General features: G+C 61.2%; 20 protein-coding genes and 1 tRNA gene. 18 read left to right on the top strand and 3 right to left on the bottom strand.

What is annotated here, in order from left to right:
- The first annotated feature begins 11 nt into the window (after positions 1-11).
- Complete coding sequence (locus tag Q0602_RS11190) at positions 12-506, top strand: dihydrofolate reductase (protein ID WP_298843014.1); 495 nt, start codon at positions 12-14, stop codon at positions 504-506.
- Here Q0602_RS11190 and Q0602_RS11185 read toward each other — a convergent pair.
- Entirely contained in the window at positions 503-970 is a 468-nt protein-coding gene (locus Q0602_RS11185) for a hypothetical protein (RefSeq protein WP_298843012.1), read from the bottom strand. The genes Q0602_RS11190 and Q0602_RS11185 overlap by 4 nt on opposite strands.
- Before the next feature lie 80 nt (positions 971-1,050).
- Between Q0602_RS11185 and Q0602_RS11180 the strand changes: the two genes are divergently transcribed.
- The 10 genes from Q0602_RS11180 (at position 1,051) to Q0602_RS11135 (ending at position 9,631) form a co-directional block, all read left to right on the top strand.
- Positions 1,051-1,845, top strand: coding sequence for a hypothetical protein (locus Q0602_RS11180; RefSeq protein ID WP_298843010.1), 795 nt, complete (start codon positions 1,051-1,053; stop codon positions 1,843-1,845).
- A 51-nt stretch (positions 1,846-1,896) separates the two neighbouring features.
- Positions 1,897-2,271: a MarR family transcriptional regulator gene (locus Q0602_RS11175; protein WP_298843007.1), complete on the top strand. Its 375-nt coding sequence runs from the start codon at positions 1,897-1,899 to the stop codon at positions 2,269-2,271.
- A complete protein-coding gene (locus Q0602_RS11170; protein ID WP_298843004.1) occupies positions 2,268-2,558 on the top strand; it encodes a hypothetical protein in 291 nt (96 codons plus the stop codon). The genes Q0602_RS11175 and Q0602_RS11170 overlap by 4 nt, the downstream gene beginning before the upstream one ends.
- 131 nt (positions 2,559-2,689) lie before the next feature.
- Positions 2,690-3,520 (top strand): hypothetical protein, encoded by an 831-nt coding sequence (locus tag Q0602_RS11165; protein ID WP_298843001.1) that lies wholly within the window; start codon positions 2,690-2,692, stop codon positions 3,518-3,520.
- A gap of 36 nt (positions 3,521-3,556) precedes the next feature.
- Positions 3,557-4,498 (top strand): hypothetical protein, encoded by a 942-nt coding sequence (locus tag Q0602_RS11160; protein WP_298842998.1) that lies wholly within the window; start codon positions 3,557-3,559, stop codon positions 4,496-4,498.
- Between the two features lie 215 nt (positions 4,499-4,713).
- Positions 4,714-6,516 (top strand): DEAD/DEAH box helicase, encoded by a 1,803-nt coding sequence (locus Q0602_RS11155; RefSeq protein ID WP_298842996.1) that lies wholly within the window; start codon positions 4,714-4,716, stop codon positions 6,514-6,516.
- 67 nt (positions 6,517-6,583) lie between these two features.
- Positions 6,584-7,600 (top strand): serine hydrolase, encoded by a 1,017-nt coding sequence (locus tag Q0602_RS11150; RefSeq protein ID WP_298842993.1) that lies wholly within the window; start codon positions 6,584-6,586, stop codon positions 7,598-7,600.
- A gap of 64 nt (positions 7,601-7,664) precedes the next feature.
- Entirely contained in the window at positions 7,665-8,276 is a 612-nt protein-coding gene (locus Q0602_RS11145) for a ribonuclease HII (RefSeq protein WP_298842990.1), read from the top strand.
- 2 nt (positions 8,277-8,278) lie between these two features.
- Entirely contained in the window at positions 8,279-9,028 is a 750-nt protein-coding gene (locus tag Q0602_RS11140) for a sigma-70 family RNA polymerase sigma factor (protein WP_298842987.1), read from the top strand.
- An 84-nt stretch (positions 9,029-9,112) separates the two neighbouring features.
- Positions 9,113-9,631 (top strand): HNH endonuclease, encoded by a 519-nt coding sequence (locus tag Q0602_RS11135; protein ID WP_298842984.1) that lies wholly within the window; start codon positions 9,113-9,115, stop codon positions 9,629-9,631.
- A gap of 192 nt (positions 9,632-9,823) precedes the next feature.
- Here Q0602_RS11135 and Q0602_RS11130 read toward each other — a convergent pair whose 3' ends face one another.
- Positions 9,824-10,357: a L,D-transpeptidase gene (locus Q0602_RS11130; protein ID WP_298842981.1), complete on the bottom strand. Its 534-nt coding sequence runs from the start codon at positions 10,355-10,357 to the stop codon at positions 9,824-9,826.
- An 85-nt stretch (positions 10,358-10,442) separates the two neighbouring features.
- A complete protein-coding gene (locus Q0602_RS11125; protein ID WP_298843443.1) occupies positions 10,443-11,591 on the bottom strand; it encodes a transposase in 1,149 nt (382 codons plus the stop codon).
- 56 nt (positions 11,592-11,647) lie between these two features.
- On the opposite strand from Q0602_RS11125, the gene Q0602_RS11120 reads away from it, so the two are divergent.
- The 7 genes from Q0602_RS11120 to Q0602_RS11090 all read left to right on the top strand — a co-directional run bounded on the left by Q0602_RS11120 (position 11,648) and on the right by Q0602_RS11090 (position 18,840).
- Positions 11,648-12,805, top strand: a complete 1,158-nt coding sequence (locus Q0602_RS11120) for a DNA cytosine methyltransferase (RefSeq protein WP_298842976.1) — start codon at positions 11,648-11,650, stop codon at positions 12,803-12,805.
- Between the two features lie 25 nt (positions 12,806-12,830).
- Positions 12,831-13,979 (top strand): hypothetical protein, encoded by a 1,149-nt coding sequence (locus tag Q0602_RS11115; RefSeq protein WP_298842973.1) that lies wholly within the window; start codon positions 12,831-12,833, stop codon positions 13,977-13,979.
- Positions 13,979-14,170, top strand: a complete 192-nt coding sequence (locus Q0602_RS11110) for a hypothetical protein (RefSeq protein ID WP_298842968.1) — start codon at positions 13,979-13,981, stop codon at positions 14,168-14,170. Before Q0602_RS11115 ends, Q0602_RS11110 begins: the two co-directional genes overlap by 1 nt.
- 55 nt (positions 14,171-14,225) lie before the next feature.
- Entirely contained in the window at positions 14,226-14,876 is a 651-nt protein-coding gene (locus Q0602_RS11105; RefSeq protein WP_298842965.1) for an OB-fold-containig protein, read from the top strand.
- A gap of 44 nt (positions 14,877-14,920) precedes the next feature.
- A complete protein-coding gene (locus Q0602_RS11100) occupies positions 14,921-16,708 on the top strand; it encodes a flotillin domain-containing protein (protein WP_298842962.1) in 1,788 nt (595 codons plus the stop codon).
- Positions 16,709-16,714: 6 nt separating this feature from the next.
- Positions 16,715-18,724: a transglycosylase domain-containing protein gene (locus tag Q0602_RS11095; RefSeq protein ID WP_298842959.1), complete on the top strand. Its 2,010-nt coding sequence runs from the start codon at positions 16,715-16,717 to the stop codon at positions 18,722-18,724.
- 40 nt (positions 18,725-18,764) lie between these two features.
- Positions 18,765-18,840: transfer RNA gene (locus Q0602_RS11090), tRNA-Thr, on the top strand.
- Positions 18,841-18,907 lie beyond the last annotated feature (67 nt).

The following is an 18,907-nucleotide window of genomic DNA, read 5'->3' as shown; positions in this document are numbered from 1 at the left end:
GGAGAGAAGACTTGAAACGCATAACCCTCATCATGGCCCACGCCGCCGACGGCGCGATCGGCCATGATGGAGGGCTGCCCTGGCCACATCACCCCGAGGACATGCGACGCTTCCGGGAGGCGACACTCGGCGAGGCCGTCATCATGGGGAGGCACACCTGGGAATCCCTCCCCAAGCCTCTTCCGTATCGGCACAACATCGTGATAACGAGCAATCCCTCGAGGATAGACCCGACCAAGGCCGACGCAGTCAGCACGATCGAAGAAGCTCTGGAGGAGGCTGGAGACAGCCACCCCTTCTTCATAGGCGGAAGAGGCATATTCTCCCACTCACTGCTCTATGTGAACCATTTCCTTCTGACGACCATCGAAGGACGCTGGCCAGCCGACGTCTACTTCAAGGTTCCCTTTCTCGAGTCCAAGGTTCTGCTCTCCGAGGAGAGGTGGACGCATCCTGACGATCCCTCGCTCAACTGTACGTTCCGCGAATACGAGAACGAGGACTAGAAGAGGCAGCAGGGCTCGTTCGCGGGCAGCATCCCCGAAGGATGATCGGACCCGTCGCAACGATAGACCCTCTCAGGATTCGGAAGGTTCTGCTGCGTCCTCGCAGCGGCGCATATGTCGCGCGCCCTGTCGTCGTCGGACGATCCTATGTCGGACCTGATGAGACCATGGCCGTAATCGATCACCCACGGCTCACCTCCGCCCGGCGGGGCCGAGGCAAGGAACTTCTTGGAGACCAGATCGGCCATGGCGTCTTCGTGCGACCCGCCGTTTCCGGGCGCCTTGCCGTATCTGACGGTGTAATTGGAGATAGCCTGTTCGATCTGCGCTCCCTCCACCGTCAGTCGTGACGCTTCCGCCTTCTCCGTCCCGGAGTAGAATGCATCGCCACCGTAGAACGTGATCATCAGCACGGCTGCGGCCGCGAGAAGGACCCCGATAGTGGAAAGCATGAGATTGGTCACGGTGGTTCCTCGTGTGAGAATCGAACGTTCTTATAGATCGTCCATCCTGAAAAGTGAAATGGAAAGGAAAAGGGGCGAACATGAAGATACATGCAGCAAGCGCCGTCGCGCCCGTCACCACGCACAAGCGCGCCCTCTCCCATCTGGCGGAAGGCCTCGAGGATGACGTCCTGGGCCCGATCAGCATGGAACATGTCCAGCTCTGCCCCCAGCACGCCGGATACATCGACGAGGAACTGCTCGACCAGCTGATGGAACTCTATCCCTCGACCAGCTTCAGGCTACACGCCTCACCCAAGCTCAGCGGATACGGAAGGGCAATCGTCCACGTCAGCAACTCCGACCAGCACCCCGCCTACATCCAGGAGGCCTTCCATTACGGCGAGAGGCTCGGTGGGCACGGACATACGATCCACGCCGGAGAGAGAGCCGACTGTGACATAGACGGAATGCTCGACCGGCTGGATGCACTGCAGCAGCGCACCGGCATGGCCATCGGAGTGGAGGGCCTCTATCCCTCGCCTCGCGATCGCTGGCTCATGTCCACATGGGAGGAGCACGAGAGGGTCGCGGAACGCGGATTCCGATACGCACTCGATCTATCGCATCTCAACATCGTGACGAGGGTCCACGGGCGGCGTGACCACCTGGTCAGGGATCTCATCTCCAGTCCATTGTGCATGGAGGTCCATGTCTCCGGGAACGACGGTCGGGCGGATTCGCACAAGCCCCTGGCCACCTCGTCCCTGCCATGGTGGATGGACATCCTGGAGGACGCCGATTCGCAGGCGGTCATATTCTACGAAGGCATCCTCGTCGATCCTCGCAAGAAGAAGACGAAGGTCGGAGAGGGAATCGCCGGATTGCTTGGATAACCACGAGGGCCATCCTAAAAGACGCTGGAATAAAGTCGATGGGGCACCACCGTGGCAAGCGTCAAGAAGGTCAGCGCAGAGATAGCGGAAGCCAAGGCGGCGCGGACCACGTGCGACCGCGAGGCGCACGCCGGCAAGGTTCTCAAGGACGCCTTCACGGGCATCCTCGAGAACGACATCGGCGATCTCACGATGCGTCAGATGGCCATCTTCATGCACGTATCCGAGGCGAACGGCCTCTCGATGAGCGACATAGCCAAGCTCCTCAACATCTCGATGTCCAGCATCTCGCGCTCGGTTGACGCGCTTGAGAACAAGAAGGTGATCAGGCGCAAGCGAGACGGGAAATACGTCAGGCTGTTCCTCAGGCCCCGGGGCGAGGCCATGATCGGGCGGGCGCTCTCATCGATAACGAGGCATCTTTGACCCGGACCATTGAACAGAGCCGGGATACCGTCTATCCCAGTGGGATGGATCAGGAAGAACTCCCTCTGGATCACACGCTTCTCTCCCTCATGGCGCGTCCCGAGCCCAAGATGGGCTGGCGCAGGGCGCACGAAAGGCGGACGGACACCGGAAGGAAGGTGGATGTCTCCCTGGTCGTGATCAACGGAGACAAGGGACCTCGTGAAAGGATGCTGGTCAGGCAGATACCCCAGCACTTCAAGAGGCCGGTCAGGAACCGGGCCAAGCAGCTGGACATCGACCTCTGACAGGAAAAGGGGCCCGGATTTCCGGACCCCTTCAGGAACTCGTATCTTCTCAGGAACCGTGACATCAACGGCGGAGAAGCGACCGGGTTCCCGATGTCGCGCGAATGCTCATGGCGAAAGGACGCGGAAACATGTACGATTGGAGGATGAACTCCCATGATCTCCCACTCCATGAAACCATACAGCGTGCCCACGAAGATCTCGCCGAGATGGTTTCGCCCGAGGATCTCCGTCTTCCGGACGGCGAACGTCTGACCAGTGCCACATACGTCCACATACATCTTCCGATGCTCGCCGCCTCGCTCCAGGGATACGGCTTCGAGGACAGCGTCCGCAGTGCCGAGGCCGGAGCTCTCGCCAGCCTGTCCCGTGAGGACCGCTGGGAATGGCTTTCCGAGGGGCATCGCGCCACCATGCGTGGAGCCGCATGGGTCAGACCTCATCTCAGCCGATCGACAGTGGACTATCTCGAGGGAGGCACGGCGAACGAGAGCCCGTTCTCGCATGCCGTCTCCATGCTTCCCGATCCCCGCCCGATCATCTACGACGGAGGCACCGACCGCGACGGATACGCCGTCCTCATACGGTGTGATCAGGCCGACTACATAGTCCCGATGGACGGCCTTGCCGAAGGCAGGATCGGAGCGGCCCGCCGGGTCATCGGGCTGGGATCAGGCCTCACCAACGCCGGATCATGGAACGAGGCGCTCGTGGGCGATCCGGAAAATGGCGTCAACGGTCGATGGACCACGAGGCCGATGACGGGATCCCCCAACGGACCGGTCATGATCGTGGGGATCGAGTGGCAGGCCCAGGCCAGCGCATCAGAGGCCGGTCTCGCACGCAACGCGGCCGAGCGGCACAGGATCATCCATCAGACCCGACCCGATCCGCAACCGGCCGTATCAATTCCCTACACAGTCCCGATCCTGCCGCAGATGCAGGAGAACGGCATCGGTTGACTTGGTGGCGGAAGGGCGCCGTCCTAGAATGAGGCCATGGGATCGATCCGAAAGCCACTGACGCATGAAGAAAGACTCGCGAAGTGGGGGCCCGCTCCCGATCGCCTCTTCCTCGATGAATACGTCTGCCTGATGCTTCGTCACTACGGATGCGATCCTGAATCCGTGATCGAGGAGATATGCTGGAAAAGACGGCATATGGGGAAATACGCCTATTGCAGCAGCAGGACGCTCTCGAGCGAGGAGACCCGGCACGTGGTCCTCGAAACCGTTCCCTTCGAGGCTCCCCCGATGAGGCTTCAGATAGGAAAGTCGAAGAATGCCCGGATAATCGTCGACAGGACGCTTCCCGGGTCCAACTACCAGGTCGAATACGAATCCACCGGAAGCAGGGCCAACTATTTCGTGCGGTCCCCCGTCCTGCCTCAGGCCACGATGACCGGAATGACGGGGCAGAGGGTGAGTGACGTGATCAAGGGGATGCCCGATCCGCGGGTCATAACACGCATCACGCATTGCAAGAACAAGGGCATCCCTGGACTCTTCCTGTCTGTCGATGCCGTCCAGCAGGAGTTCCTGGTGGAACCAGTCGATCATCGCATGAGCGTATCCTTCGTCGACGGTCCGGTGACCCTGGTCGATGGAAGGCTGATGACACTGGATGAGGTCTTCCGGATGCCACCGGACCCACGCGGAGCACGCATCTACAAGAGGGATGCGATGGATTTCGCGGTCATCGTCATAGACCGTCAAGGACGCAGCGACGCCTACATCGCCATACAACCGGTCTCCTCGAGCCGGAGGCCCAGATTGCAGATCGACGGATCGGACCGCGCACTGCCCTTCGATTGCTATCTCGTCCGGACCGATCGCGCGCATCCCGGTCAGCTGTCCGCATGTGCGTCCAGCTCCAGGCGGGTCCGTGTCAACGATCCCGCGTTCCGCGACGAGCTCGCCTCCAAAATCCTCCGTCCGTAATGCAGGAGGAATACGGACTGTATGTCTGGCCACGCAGCGGCTGGCTAGCCTCGGTGCGGCCCGAGGACCTTCGCAATGATACGAGCGGAGACCCCGTCGAGGGCGGACAGGTCATCAGGTCGGATCACATAACATGGCTCGATTCGGACAACGGTCTCCTCTGCACCTGCGGAAGCAACTCGGAAGCGATGCCCTGCAGGCACGGAATCCTCGCCATGGCCTGCAACGAGGCATCGGAGAAGGCCCACTCCATGGCATCCGTCGAGATCCTCAGGACGAGGACGGGACTGGCTCTAGATCTCGATGAGATGGCTTCCGACGTCGCCGCATCCCTCGGAGAACACCAGCCGACCGATGTCGGGGCCGGCGGATTCTGCATAGGCGATGACTATCACTGCCTCGGACGAAGCGGAGAATGGATACGCACCCCTGTCTCCGTGGCCTCGGCGCTGGGATCGATAGCCCGTCGATCGACCCATAGACAGGCCGGAAAGATATGGGTGCCTGAAACGGCGATGCCCGATGTCCTCGAACTATCGAAGAGCGGCGGCGCCGTAACGGCCGATCGCCAGCTCGGAAAGTATCTTTCCTTCGCTAATTCCGAGAGGGTCGCGCGCCTTCAGCCCAAGGGCCTGAAGGCCACTCTCGACGAGGCCCAGATAGAGGGCTTCTCCTGGTTGGCGGATCTCCATGATCAAGGGATATCGGGCATCCTCGCGGACGAGATGGGCCTCGGCAAGACGATGCAGATCATCGCCCATCTGCAGAATCTCAAGGAGGAGGGGAAACTGAAGCGGGCCATGATCGGAGTGCCGTCGGGAGCCGTGGATCACTGGATGAGGGAATTCGCCCAGTTCGCCCCGGATCTAGAGGTCCTCGCCTGGGAGGGAACACAGCGCGCTAAGATGGCCCCCATCCTCGACACCATGGATGTCGTGGTCACCACTCACAAGATAATGACGATCGACCACGAGACATTCCGGAAACTGGACTGGACCGTGCTCGCCGTCGACGAGGCGCAGGACGGAAAGAATCCCGAATCCGAGCTCGCACTGGCAAGCGCCCTCATGCCGGCGGACCAGAAGATCCCCGTCACGGGAACTCCGGTGGAGAACAGTCTCGTCGATCTCCATACGCTGATCACGATAGCAGCCCCAGGTCTTCTCGGTCGTCTCGCACACTTCAAGCGAGAGATCTCGGACAAGGTCCGCAAGGACGACGAGGAGGCCGAGATGATCCTGGCCGGTCTGCACCGCGTCGTCGCACCCTTCATGAAGCACAGGACCCAGCAGAGCGCGGGCCTGTCCATACCCGCGCCGAACGTCATGCGCATCGACATGCCGTTCGCGGCGGATGCCGATGTGTACCAGGCCGTGCGCGACCGCGCGCAGGCCATGCTGAAGGATCGGAGCGGTTCGATATTCCAGCTCATCACAATGCTGAGACAGACCGCGGCCGACTACAGACTGCTGGACCCTAACATGGAGGGAAGAGAGTCGACGAAGACCGCATGGATCGCCGACAGGGTCGCATCGGAGATAGCAGAAGGGAGGAAGGTGCTACTCTTCTCCACCTGGACCACCCATCTCGATGTACTCAACAGGGCGATGGTGACGCGCGGTGTGGATCCATCCATCATATCCAGGATAGACGGGGACAAGACGAGAAGGGAAAAGCGGTGGGCCGAGGAGGACTTCAAGGAAGGCCGGGTCCATATACTGGAAATGACCATGAGGGCCGGAGGCAGGGCCCTCAATCTCCCCGAAGCCGACACGGTCATCCTCGGAGTTCCCTGGTGGAACCCGTCGGTCATGCGTCAAGCCGCATATCGCGCGGTCCGCCGAGGGCAGACGAAGACAATCGATGTCCTCATCCCCCTCATGGCGGATTCCATCGAGATGCGGTTGATGGAGATACAGGACAGGAAGTCACAGATATCGCATTCGATACTGCGTCCGGCGTCAGGTTATGGCGGCCTGACGCGCAGGGAATTGGAGAACATGATCTATGAGGCATAGGAACCGCTTCGCGATCCTCCTTTCCCTAGCTCTCTGTTCCTGCGCAGACGGGAACGAGGTCGACCAGGTGGAAGAAGCAATCGTGGAGAGGGCCGAGATCCCTCTCGATCCCGCAGAACAGAAGAGAATCGAGGACATGGAGTCCGCTCGTGTCCAGCTCCTCAGCGACATGGAACTCTCCCTGCGACCGGTCCAGGGCCGGCGCGGTGCCGCGGTGAAGGAGGTCGGAAGAGATCTTCTCGTCCTCGCCGGTTCGCCCGAGCCCATGGCCCAGCAGTCCGTCAGCAAGCTATGGGTGAACCTCACCATCGCCGAGATGGTCGCACGAGGCCCGATGACCTATCAGGATCCGGTGGTCGTGACGAACTCGGACAGAGCCGTCTTCCATCAGCCCCTTGCCCGGCGGACTGCGAACGGGAGCGTCAACACCACCGTCGGCGAACTGATGAGCATGGCGATCACCAAGTCCGACAACATGGCCAATCAGGTCCTCATGGATCTGGCCGGAGGACCGGGAGCCGTCCAGTCGTGGTTATCCCGCCATGACGTCGACGTGGCATTCGGGCCCGGGGATCGCGTCATGCAGACAGCGATAAGCGGACTCGCCTGGGATCCGAGATACGCAGACAGACAGGCATTCGAGGCCGCCCGCAATTCCGTCCCTTCCGGCATAAGGAACGAACGCTTCTCCCTCTACGCCGCCAACCCGGTAGACGGCGCGGGCGTGGTGGAGATGGTCAGAGCACTCGACGCGATGTATACGGGTGAATACCCGGGATCCACCGATGTCGTCTCGCTCATGTCGAATACCGTCACGGGCAGATCGCGACTGAAGGCCGGGACGCCGGCCGGTTGGACCCTGATGCACAAGACGGGGACCGGTCAGACATGGGGCAGGCGCCGTGCCGGCTTCAATGACGTCGGACTTCTGAGATCGCCGGAGGGGCGAACATACGCGGTGGCGGTAATGATCGGGGATAGCGATTCGGGAGACAGGCTAATGCAGGAGGCGATCGCCGGGATCGCCGGTGCGGTCGTCGACTATCATGAAAGAACACAGGAATGCTGCGTGAGGAGCATGTAGGGAAAAGAGACGGAAGATGCCAAGGCGTTTGCGCTGACGGGGGAAACCATCCTACAATTACGGGATGGAAGAACTCCCCACACACCCCTGCTGCAGGACGGCGGGACGACCCGTCATAGGCATCGACGAAGTCGGACGAGGATCCCTCATAGGCGACGTGGTCACCAGCGCGGTGTGCTTCCTCGATCAGGTCCCCGTAGGCCTCCGCGACTCCAAGAAGGTCAGCGCCAAGAAGCGTATCGTTCTCGATGAACAGATCCGTGCCGTCGGCATGTGGTCCATCGGGCGGGCCAGCATCGAGGAGATCGACGACATCGGCATCCTCGCGGCCACGCTGCTCGCGATGAGAAGAGCGTGGATGGGCATCGACGAGGCCATACGGCGCGAAGCCCTCGTCATCATCGATGGCGACAAGGAGCCCGACATCCGGGCCGATATGGAGATCATGCCACGGGCGGACCAGCTCTGCCCGACCGTTTCGGCGGCCAGCATCGTCGCAAAGGTCCACCGCGACAATGCCGTGACGGGGCTGCATCACGCCGACAGTCGGTATTCCTGGGACAAGAACAAGGGCTACGGCACGAAGGATCACTTCCGTGCCATCGAGGAATACGGACCCAGCCCGTACCACAGGAGGAGCTTCCAGCCCGTCAGGGGAATGCTCAAGAGGAGATGAAGATGATCGACAGGGAAACCGAGGCCAAGCTCGTCAGGGCGGCGCAGGCCGGCGACGCCGACGCCTCCAGGAACCTGATCGAGGCGCACATGCCGCTCATTCGCTCCCTGGCACGGCGTCTGGGGCGCTACCTCGATGAGGAGGATGCGGTCTCGCACGGCGTGATCGGCTTCCTCGAGGGGCTTCCACGCTACGATCTCGAGACCGGAAACCGCCTGAATACCTTCGTCCGCCACTACGTCTCGGAAGGCATACGGAGCGCGAACCACAACGCACCGATGGTCCGGCTTACACGGAACAAGGAGGCCCCCTCCGCATTCCGCGCCATCGCCGACATGATCCGAAAGGGCGAGACCGTGACCGCGGAGACGTTGTCAGCGAAGACCGGCTATGCCAATGATCTCGCACACAGCCTCATCGAGAAGCATTCCCATACGCAATCGGGCGTCTACCGCTCCATCAGCGACGCGCTCAATCTGGAGGACGATAGCCCCCATCCCGATCATCACATCGAGATGATGCAGCGTCGTTCCATACTCGAGAAGGCGAAGGGCTCGCTCACCGACAGGGAGCGATACATCTTCGAGAACCGAACGGCGGCGCCGCATGATGCCAAGACCCTAGAGGACCTGGGCGTGATATACGGAGTGACGCGCGAGCGCATCCGGCAGATCGAGATGAAGGCACTGGAGAAGGTGCAGCGGCAGTTGGCCATCCTGGGCATACCTCGCACGGACCTCAAGGCCGCCTGACGAGAGGTTATCCGACGAGCGGTTGAAAGTTATAGCTTTCCATCCGGAAATCTTCCAGAATGAAACCTGGAAGGAGGTTGGAAAATGGACGCTCACGGCAGATCGTTCGCGAAGAAGAAAGAGATGGCGCGGAAGCAGAACAACAAGTGCTTCTACTGCTCGCTCAGACTGGATGACGACGTCACCTGGGAACACCTCGTTCCGCAGTCCCATGGAGGCTGCTCGAGGCATCGCAATCTGCGGATCGCGCACAACAAGTGCAACGTCCAGGTCGCGAATCTTCCGGTGCAGGCCAAGCTGGTCCTCTCGGACATCGGGCTGAAATACGGATCGGACGCCTTCTTCCTCGCGGCCGACAAGATCATGCCTCACTCGGAGGGCGTCCTCGCGATCCTCGGATCGTGGAAGCGTGCGCGTCGCATGAAGCCCAAGGACTTCAGCAGACTCACACCTGCCATCCAGCGGGCCTTCATCGAGGCCGAGGCCATAGCGCAGGAGATGGCCCGTCGAGAACGAGAGGCCAGAGCATACCACCGAGGCATAGATCTCATCCAGACCCGGGCGTCGAACGATCCCGGCCCCGTCACCGCCCTCGTGGCATGAGAAGCAAGAAAGGAAAATCCATGAAGAAGGACATGTGGGGAGGCCTCTCCCTCGCCAGAGGCATCAAGGACTCGAGCGAGATCGACTCCGGGACCGCCTTCATGGACGCCAAGTCCAAGATCTGACGATTCTTCCATAAAGCGAAAAACAACAGAACCCGCGAGGATCCTTCCGTCCTCGCGGGTTTTTCTGTCACCTGACAGTCACTCTGGACCCTTCGTAGACATATCCGAAGAGCTCTCCGACATGCTCGTTCCGCATGCGGAAGCAGCCGTCCGAAACGGCCTTCCCGATCGACGCGGGATTGTTGGTGCCATGAATCCTGATCAGTGTGTCCCGTCCGTCCTGATAGAGATACAGGGCGTATTCCCCGAGCGGATTCCCAGGTCCCGGTCCTACGACGTCAGGAAGCTTCCGCTTCCTCTTCTGATCTGCCGTCGGATACCATGAGGGTCCATCCACCATCCGTTCGATCGTGGCGCTCCCCTTCCAGCCGGCACCCTCACGACCGACTGCGACCGGATACACCAGGAGGATATCGTCATCGTAGGCGAAGTAGAGTTTTCTCTTCGCGCTGTCGATGAGGATGTCGCCGGCTTCCAGGCCCATGCTGTTCTCCGCCTCGTAAGGCTCGAAATACCCCTGTGCGGACACAGGGGCGGCAATGAATGCCGACATGAACAGGGTCAGGCATGCAGCTGCTAGAGCTATGAGATGTCTACGCATAATTTCCTTTTAGGATAAGATGCGCCTGCAGAGAAGGTAGTGTCTCAGATAATCAATACCTGAGCTTGTCTACGGAACGAGGCCGCTAAGCGGCCTGCCGTAACGGGACCACTACGCCCCGCTGCAGCACATTGCGTGCCGCGTTGTGATCGCGATGGTACTCTGCGCCACAGGGGCAGGAATGCCATCGCTGTCCCAATGTCTTGGTGACAGTCGCCCCGCAGTCGGAACACTCCTGCGAGGTTCCCTTGGGGTCGACGGTCACCACCAACCGACCGGCACTCTCAGCCTTATCGGTAAGAATCTGGATGAATTGTGCCAAGCCGGTGTCAAGAATCGAACGGTTCAGTCCTGATTTGGCCTTCACGTTCGTTCCTGGTTCTGCAATCGTACCTTTCGCAGAGCGCGTCATATTGCGTAGCTCCAGCTTCTCAATACAGATGACTTGCGGTCCTGACTCGACAATTCGGCTGGCCAGTTGAAAATGCTTTGTTCGACGTGCGGATGCCTCTCTTGAACGCTGTCGCGCAAGCCTTTTTTGGGTCTGTCTCCAACGTCGTGAACCGCGTTTCTGACGGGAAAGGGCGTCTTCGACGTGCCTTCGATCTGCGCTACGATCAGGACAGATCCTGCCATAAGAAAGGCCGTTGCTGTCGATCGCCACATTCTCTACCCCCAGATCCAATCCGACAGAGCCTTGAGCTGTTGGGCCAAAGACCGATGGCAGGCGAGTAACAATCACCGCGAACCAGCGACCACGACCATCCTTTCTGATCGTCAGGGTCACTGGCTTCCCGGCCAACTCTCGATGCATCTTCAAGCGAACCGACGGCAGACCCTTCATTCTGAGAGTGTTGCCTTTCAGCTTCCATCCTCCGGTTTCAGAAAACCCAAAACTGCGCAGACGCTCGACACTGCGAAACCGTGGAAATCCCGCCTTAGCTCCATTACGCTTTAGGCGCCTAAAAAATCCCTTAAATGCTTCGTCTACTTGAGTCAGTGGTGTGCGTAGCATTGAAACAGCATAGCCAGCTATCTTACGATCATCGGAACGCACCTGAGTTAGCGATCTGAACTGATCGAATTTCGTGATAGAATTTCTGGCCTTGCTCCAACTGCCAATCCGCTCCTCCAGTGCAGCATTGTAAAGCTGATTCGAGCAAGAAATCGCCGCCTCAAATGCACAGCCTATCCTCTCGGACATGCATATTCTGAAGCGATAGGAGCGTATCATAAATCCCCCTAGCACGCGATGCGCCTGCAGGAAACCCAAGAAGAAAGGTGTATCCTATGAACAGTACATTGCGCAGCGTAGAGATCTTCGCGGGAGCGGCCGGCCTCGGTCTCGGACTGGCCGAAGCCGGATTCAAGCACGAGGTCGTCGTCGAGAACAACAGTGACGCCTGTGAGACTATTCGTCTCAACCAGCAGGAAGGCCATCGACTGGTCCAGGGCTGGGACATCCGCGAAGCCGACATCGAGACCTGCGACCTTTCCGACGTCAGCGGAGAGATCGATCTCGTCGCCGGCGGACCTCCCTGTCAGGGATTCAGCGTCGGCGGCCTCCACCGCGGTGCCAAGGACGAACGCAATCTGTGGCCGTGGGCCATCGAGACGGTGTCGCAGCTCAAGCCTCGCGCCTTCGCCTTCGAGAACGTGCCGAACCTGGCCAGCGCCCACGCCGATTACCTCACCTACCTCACGCGTGCTCTCTCGCTTCCCACCATCGCACGACCGGGCGAATGGCAAGAGGACTCCAGGCGGCTGGGCGACATCCTCATGACCGGTCAGAGCTTCGATCCCAGCTATCGTGTCCATGTCGACACGCTGGTCGCATCCGACTACGGAACCGGTCAGCGGCGGAAGAGGCTCTTCATCATCGGGATCCGTGACGATGTCACCGGTGACTACACCACTCCCGAGGCGACCCATGGGGAATACGAACTGATGGAGCAGAAATGGCTCACAGGGGAATACTGGGACCGCCACGGCATCGAACGTCAGACTCCCGACAAGGAGGGCCTGGCATGGATGAAGCGTCACAACCGCCAGCCGCGCGACATGTTCGCTCCTCGGCTCCTACCGTGGCGCACCGTGCGGGACGTGCTGGCGGACATCCCGTCAGACGCGCCTAACAACGAGCCGGCACCACGCGAGTTCAAGACCTACAAGGGGCACACCGGATCAGATGCCGACAGGCCTTCCAAGACGCACCGTGCAGGTGATCACGGGGTCAGTGGCGGTGAGCTCGGGGTCGTATCCTCGGTCCCCGGCCATGAATACCATCGTCACTACAGCGTGCGAGAAGCCGCGGCTCTGTCCGACTTCGATCACGGGTATCGTTTCTCGGGGTCTTGGGGCGATGGACTGCGGCAGGTCGGCAATGCCGTGCCGTGCCGCCTCGGGCAGGCCGTCGGAAACAGCATAGCGACCGCATTGGCCGCCTGACCCCAACCAGCGAAGGAACGCATCCATGGAAAAGGAAAAGACCACCCTTCCGAGCCACGACCAGGTCAATGGAGCCATGACCGGCCTCAGAGGCTGGCTCTCGGCCGGGAAGAGCCATGCCGACCGCGGAGGCTCTCTCATCAGCCTCGACAGCTACGTCGAGACTGCGCTGGCTGAGGTCGAATGGCGCCTCGATGCCGAAGCGGCAGACGAGGACGAGACCGAAAGGCCTTCGGATGAAGAGCTTTCGATCGCACTCGCCGGGATGCGCGGGCTCAAGGAGGACGGACCTCTCGCCGACGACGTGGCCATCCTGCTCGAATGGCTAGACGGTACCGACGTAGAAGGACGGGAAAAGAGGAGCAGGTCCACTTCTCCCTTCGACACCGAGGACATGGAGGCCGTCGAGCGGTCCATCGAGTCCCTGCGTTCCCTCGGCGGAGAGGAGGTAGACCTCGTTCTCGGCGAAATCAACCGCCTGCGGAGCAAGTTCGCGGCAATCGAAGACGGAAATACCGTGCTGATCATGTCCGATGCAGACAGGGCCACCCGGGTCCAGGACCTCGATGACGCTTCCCTGGCCGCATGGGCGCGCTGGGTATTCCTCAACATGGAGCGCGTCCGCGAACGCATGGACAAGACGGACGGAATTTCCCCCGGAGACAGCGAGCCCATGACCGTCGGCGCCATGCAAGGCGTCATCGGACTCGCGCTGATCACCTATGCGGGGCACAACACCCATGTCTCCTTCGAGACGGAAGGCATCACCTTCGGAGGGGCGGAGCTCGGCGACTGGCGGGTCGACATACGGCAGATCCGCAAGGCGGACGGGACCCCCGTCGGAGACGGGGCGATCCGGGCCGAGGTCCATAGCGACGATCACCGGGCCCGGACCGAATTCGATGCCCGTCCCATCCTCCTGCAGATGGACCACGGCTGGCTTCTCGATCTCGCGCGATGCGACTGGGGAGGAGAGCAGCCAGCGGACGATGTCGCCCTCATGGCGGAGAAATACGATTCCAACGTCAGAGAGGTATTCGAACACGTGAGCCGCTCTGATGGTGGATTCGAATGCACCATCGACGGTGACCGCGCACTAGAATGGCTGAAGGACAATCGGCCCGACGCATGGCACTGGCTGATCGCGGAACTCGAGAAGGAAGGAAAATACTGATGATCGACAAGACCAGCAGCGGCGAGCCCACCTTCGGTGTCGCCAAGAACCAGACGGTCAAGGTCCGTTCCAAGAGCGGGACGGACTATGTGGCCTATCATGACGGTGAGACCTGGTACGAGGGTCATCACGACGAGGATCGATGCCCGGTCCAGATCGCCGAGGCACCGGTAAGCCTCGTCTCCGACTGACCCGGTCGCGTTTCCGCAAGCCGGAATTGCGTCCTATAATGCACTTGGAAATCACATGATGACAGAAGCCCTCATATTCCTCTCGCAGCCCGAGACCATGCCGTTCTCGATATCGCTCGTCCTCATGGCCCTCATCGGGGCAGTCAGCCTCCTCGGACTCGATTTCGAGGTGGGTGTCGACGCGCCTTCCATCGACATGGACATAGACGCCGATGCAGGCATCAATGGCATCAGTATCATCGACTGGGTCAATCCCGGGCGCCTTCCCTTCCTCGCGGCGCTCGCGCTCTTCCTGATGATCTATTCGCTCATCGGTCTGGCAGGCCAGCAGTTTCTCGAGGAGAGCACCGGGATGCTTCCCGCATGGCTTGCCGGTATCGCGACCCTTCCGGTCGCATGGATCGCATGGCAGCCGGTCTCCAGACTGGCAGGTCGCGTGATGCCGCGTGACCATACGGAAGCCGTCAGCATCAGGAGCCTGCAGGGTCGCCGAGGCACGATCGAGATCGGAGTTGCCACCCATACCAGTCCGGCCCGGGCGCTCGTGCGGGACATCCATGGCACCAGGCACAGCCTGATGGTCGTCATGGGGCTTCCCGGCCAAGAAGCGCATGCAGGCGACGAGGTCTACCTGCTCGAGATCGGGCAGGAGGGCGAGCCTTCGATAGCTCACCCGGCAGAGCCCCGCTCGCTGCTCTCAATCTGAAGACATCCTTACCACCAAGCCCAATCAAAGGGGGAATAAGACTAATGAATACACTCATCTACGCCGGCATCATCCTGCTCGGCCTCATCGTGGTGGGCGTCGTCATCGCACGCCTCTACAGGCGCGCCACAAAGGAACGCGCATTCGTCCGGACGGGTCTGGGCGGCCAGAAGGTCGTCCTCAACGGCGGCGCCATCGTCATGCCCATCTTCCATGAGGTTCTCGACGTCAATCTGAACACCCTCAAGCTCAAGGTGGAACGACGTGACGAGAGCGCGATGATCTCCTTCGACAAGCTCCGCGTGAATGCCACGGCCGAGTTCTACCTGCGGGTCAAGCCCGATGCGGATTCCGTCGCGACGGCGGCGCAGACGCTGGGCTCGCGGACGCTCAATCCCGATGGTCTGAAGGATCTCATCGAGGGCAAGCTCGTCGACGGACTTCGCTCCGTGGCCGCCAGCATGTCCATGAACGACATGCACGAGAAACGGGCCGAATTCGTCCAGGCGGTGCAGCAGACGGTCGCCAACGATCTCACGACCAACGGACTCGAGCTCGAATCCGTCTCCCTCACCGACCTCGATCAGACCGACCTCAGGTTCTTCAACGACTCGAACGCTTTCGACGCCGTCGGACGTGCGAAGATCGTCGGGATCGTCGAGGAGAAGAAGTTCGAGACCAACGAGATCGAGGCGAACAACCGCGTCAAGATCGCGCAGACCAACCGCGAAGCGAAGGAGCAGGAGCTGCGCATCGGTCAGGAAGTCGAGTTCGCGGAGCTCGCACAGCAGCGCGAGATCGAGACCCAGCGTGCGAGCCAGGAGGCGGACATCGCCAAGCGGCGGTCCGAGCAGAAGCGTGAATCGGAGGAGGTCCGTATCGCGACCGAACTCGACACCCAGCGCAAGGAGATCGAATCCAAGCGTGACCTCGAGGTATCCGAGCAGGATCGCAAGATCGCTGTCTCGAACAAGTCTCGCGAGGAAAGCGCGGCACGCGCCGAAGCAGACGAGGCACGCGCCAAGGCAATCACGGCCGAGGAAGGCGTGAAGACCGCTCAGGAAACGGCCGCTGCCGAACGCGAAAAGAGCATCGCACTCGTGGAGGCCCGCAAGAACGCCGAGCAGGACGCGATCAAGGTGACCGTCCAGGCGGACGCCGAGCGTGATGCGGCCGAGGCCCGCGCGAAGGCGAAGCGGATCGAGGCGGAAGCCGATGCGGAAGCGGAAAAGCTCCGTGCGTCGGGCATCGAGGCCGTCGCACTCGCCGAGGCCGAAGGCATCCGCGCCAAGAACGAGGCCATCAACCTGCTCGGGAACGAGCACCTGCTGTCCCAGGAGCGCACGATCCTCATGGACAAGCTGCCTGCGATCATCGAGGCTGCCGGCAAGCCGATCGAGAAGATCGACGGCATCAGCATCGCTGAGATCTCCGGTCTCGGTGGCAATGGCGGCAACGGCCTGATCCGCGACGGTGTGACCACGGGCGGAGCGACCGGTCTCGGAGACGAGCTGACCAGCGCCGCTCTGCGCTACCAGACCGCCAGCCCCATCGTGAAGGGCCTGCTGGCCTCTGTAGGCATCGACGGAAGCTCGCTCGGCAACATGGCCTCCTCGCCCTTCTCGGTCGACGCCAGCAAGCACGTCGCGGCTGCCGATGGCGATGCCCCCGATGCCGACAGCATGGTCACCACGCGCGTCTCCGATCGCGACGCGACCGTGAAGACCGACGAGGCGAGCTCCATCGCGTCCCCGGTCGGCCTCGACCGCGGATACGAGTCGGATGACGACTTCCGTCCGAGCCGTCGCCCGCGCCGCGGCAACGAGGAGTAAGGACAGATGGAGGCGCAGCGTCAACCCGGCAGATTACGCCGATACATGCGGTTGACGCTGCGCCTCTCCTTCTGGGCGGCGCTCATAGCAACCATGCTCGCAGCCGGCGTCGCCTCGGGTGTGAGCTGGGTCGTCCATGACGCAACGGGACGATTGCCGTCCTATGACGAGATACGATCCCGTCCCACAGGGACGACGGTCAGATACTTCTCCGCCGACAAGGTCCTGCTGCATTCACAGGGGCCCCAATACGGCGAGTGGATGGAATATACCGACATTCCCGTATCGATGCGCAGGGCCATGGTCGCGATCGAGGACAGGCGCTTCCGCGATCACAAGGGCGTCGATCCCATAGCGCTCGCTCGCGCCGTCAAATTCGCATGGGACAACAGGAACACGGGACGGCGCCTGCAGGGCGCCTCCACGATCACACAGCAGGTCGCAAGGACACTCTTCCTCGATCGTCAGTATGACGTTCGCAGGAAACTGGACGAGATGATCGTCGCGCTCGCTCTCGAGCGCAAGTTCACGAAGGAGCAGATTCTCGAGCTCTATCTCAACAAGGTCTATTTCGGCGGAGGCGCCTATGGCGTCGATGCCGCATCGAGGACCTTCTACGGTCATCCCGCCAGCGAGCTCACAACCCCTGAAGCGGCTCTTCTGGCCGGTCTCGTCAAGGCGCCCTCGGACTACGCTCCGACGGCCGATGTGGAGGCCTCGGAGGGAAGGATGCGGGTGGTGCTCGCCGTCATGCGGGAGACCGGCCAGGACCGTGAGGCCGATCCCTCGTCAGCCATGCCCGAACTCGATCTCCAACGTGAAAAGAAGGATCGCACCGGGAGTCGTCACTTCATCGACTGGATCGAGCCTCAGATCGAGGAGATACAGCCTGACATGGTCGGCCGGATAGACGTCTACACCACCCTGGACAGTCGTCTGCAGGATCTCGCACAATCCGCTGTCGAGGAGGGCGCGCCAGATGGAACACAGCCCGCCCTCGTGTCGATGGACGACAACGGCGCCATCAGGGCCATGGTCGGGGGACTCGACTACGCCACCTCCACCTACAACAGGGCGACACAGGCGAAGAGGCAGCCAGGGTCCTCCTTCAAGCTGTTCGTCTATCTCACTGCTCTGGAATCCGGCTACGGTCCGAACAGCCGCGTCTTCGATGGTCCCATAACGATCGGTGACTGGTCGCCTCGTAACAGCTCGGGCCGCTATTCCGGAAACATGCGCATGCAGAGCGCCTTCGCCTTCTCGCTCAATACAGTCGCCGCCAGAATGGGACAGAAGCTGGGCACCGAAAGGATATCCCAGATGGCACACCGGATGGGCGTCTCCACCCCCGTCAACACCTCTCCCAGCATGGTTCTGGGAACCTCCGAGGCCCGCGTGATCGATATGACCCGGGCCTATGCGATAGTGGGCGCAGGAGGGAAGTCCGTGCTTCCATACGGGATCGACAGGATCGAACAGTCGGGACGGGTCGTCTATCGACACGAGACGCCGCAACCGCAGATCGTGGTCACCGAGCAGGTCGCGGCCAACATGGCTTCCATGATGCGCGGTTCCGTCGAGAGCGGCACATCGCGTGCAGCCGCGATAGGAAGACCTGTCGCGGGCAAGACGGGAACGACCAATTCCAACAAGGACGGCTGGTTCCTCGGCTTCTCATCCGGTCTCACGACCGGCGTCTGGGTCGGGAGGGATGACGCCAAACCGGTCCCCGGGCTGCAGGGAGGACGTGCTCCGGCCCGCATATTCTCGCAATACATGACCGAAGCCGTGAAGGGTCGCCCTGCTGGGTTCGAGACCGTCGCAACACCGCGGGTCAGCGCACCGGACATGCGCATGACACCGTCGGAGAGCCTACAGATCGCCACGCCGGCGGGAAGCGAACCGCCTCCTTCCGTCACGCCCGACGCCGGACCGCCTGCCCCCGTGGTGACGGCGCCAACTCCCCCTCCGGCCGATAGAGCCGGACGAAGCAGGGCGATAAGACCCGATCAATGACGCATTGACACCGATGCCCCGACGGCTAGAGGGGCGATACGCTGGAATAGCTCAGTTGGTAGAGCACATCACTCGTAATGATGAGGCCGCGGGTTCGATTCCTGCTTCCAGCACCACCTATTCCGCATTTGGTCCGGAAGCTCCTTCATCCTAAAACGGCATCGTGCCGAACAGGAAAGGAAC

It is taken from the genome of uncultured Salinicola sp. (assembly GCF_937921195.1).
In the GTDB taxonomy this organism is placed as follows: Bacteria; Pseudomonadota; Gammaproteobacteria; order Pseudomonadales; family Halomonadaceae; genus Salinicola.
This window is presented reverse-complemented; position numbering and strand designations above follow the sequence as displayed.

What these genes read in the sequence shown, in the direction of transcription:
- Q0602_RS11180 (WP_298843010.1), top strand. Translation starts at nt 1,051, where the DNA reads ATGAAGATACATGCAGCAAGCGCCGTCGCGCCCGTCACCACGCACAAG.
- Q0602_RS11165 (WP_298843001.1), top strand. Translation starts at nt 2,690, where the DNA reads ATGTACGATTGGAGGATGAACTCCCATGATCTCCCACTCCATGAAACC.
- Q0602_RS11160 (WP_298842998.1), top strand. Translation starts at nt 3,557, where the DNA reads ATGGGATCGATCCGAAAGCCACTGACGCATGAAGAAAGACTCGCGAAG.
- Q0602_RS11155 (WP_298842996.1), top strand. Translation starts at nt 4,714, where the DNA reads ATGGCCTGCAACGAGGCATCGGAGAAGGCCCACTCCATGGCATCCGTC.
- Q0602_RS11145 (WP_298842990.1), top strand. Translation starts at nt 7,665, where the DNA reads ATGGAAGAACTCCCCACACACCCCTGCTGCAGGACGGCGGGACGACCC.
- Q0602_RS11140 (WP_298842987.1), top strand. Translation starts at nt 8,279, where the DNA reads ATGATCGACAGGGAAACCGAGGCCAAGCTCGTCAGGGCGGCGCAGGCC.
- Q0602_RS11135 (WP_298842984.1), top strand. Translation starts at nt 9,113, where the DNA reads ATGGACGCTCACGGCAGATCGTTCGCGAAGAAGAAAGAGATGGCGCGG.
- Q0602_RS11130 (WP_298842981.1), bottom strand. Translation starts at nt 10,357, where the DNA reads ATGCGTAGACATCTCATAGCTCTAGCAGCTGCATGCCTGACCCTGTTC.
- Q0602_RS11125 (WP_298843443.1), bottom strand. Translation starts at nt 11,591, where the DNA reads ATGATACGCTCCTATCGCTTCAGAATATGCATGTCCGAGAGGATAGGC.
- Q0602_RS11120 (WP_298842976.1), top strand. Translation starts at nt 11,648, where the DNA reads ATGAACAGTACATTGCGCAGCGTAGAGATCTTCGCGGGAGCGGCCGGC.
- Q0602_RS11115 (WP_298842973.1), top strand. Translation starts at nt 12,831, where the DNA reads ATGGAAAAGGAAAAGACCACCCTTCCGAGCCACGACCAGGTCAATGGA.
- Q0602_RS11110 (WP_298842968.1), top strand. Translation starts at nt 13,979, where the DNA reads ATGATCGACAAGACCAGCAGCGGCGAGCCCACCTTCGGTGTCGCCAAG.
- Q0602_RS11105 (WP_298842965.1), top strand. Translation starts at nt 14,226, where the DNA reads ATGATGACAGAAGCCCTCATATTCCTCTCGCAGCCCGAGACCATGCCG.
- Q0602_RS11100 (WP_298842962.1), top strand. Translation starts at nt 14,921, where the DNA reads ATGAATACACTCATCTACGCCGGCATCATCCTGCTCGGCCTCATCGTG.
- Q0602_RS11095 (WP_298842959.1), top strand. Translation starts at nt 16,715, where the DNA reads ATGGAGGCGCAGCGTCAACCCGGCAGATTACGCCGATACATGCGGTTG.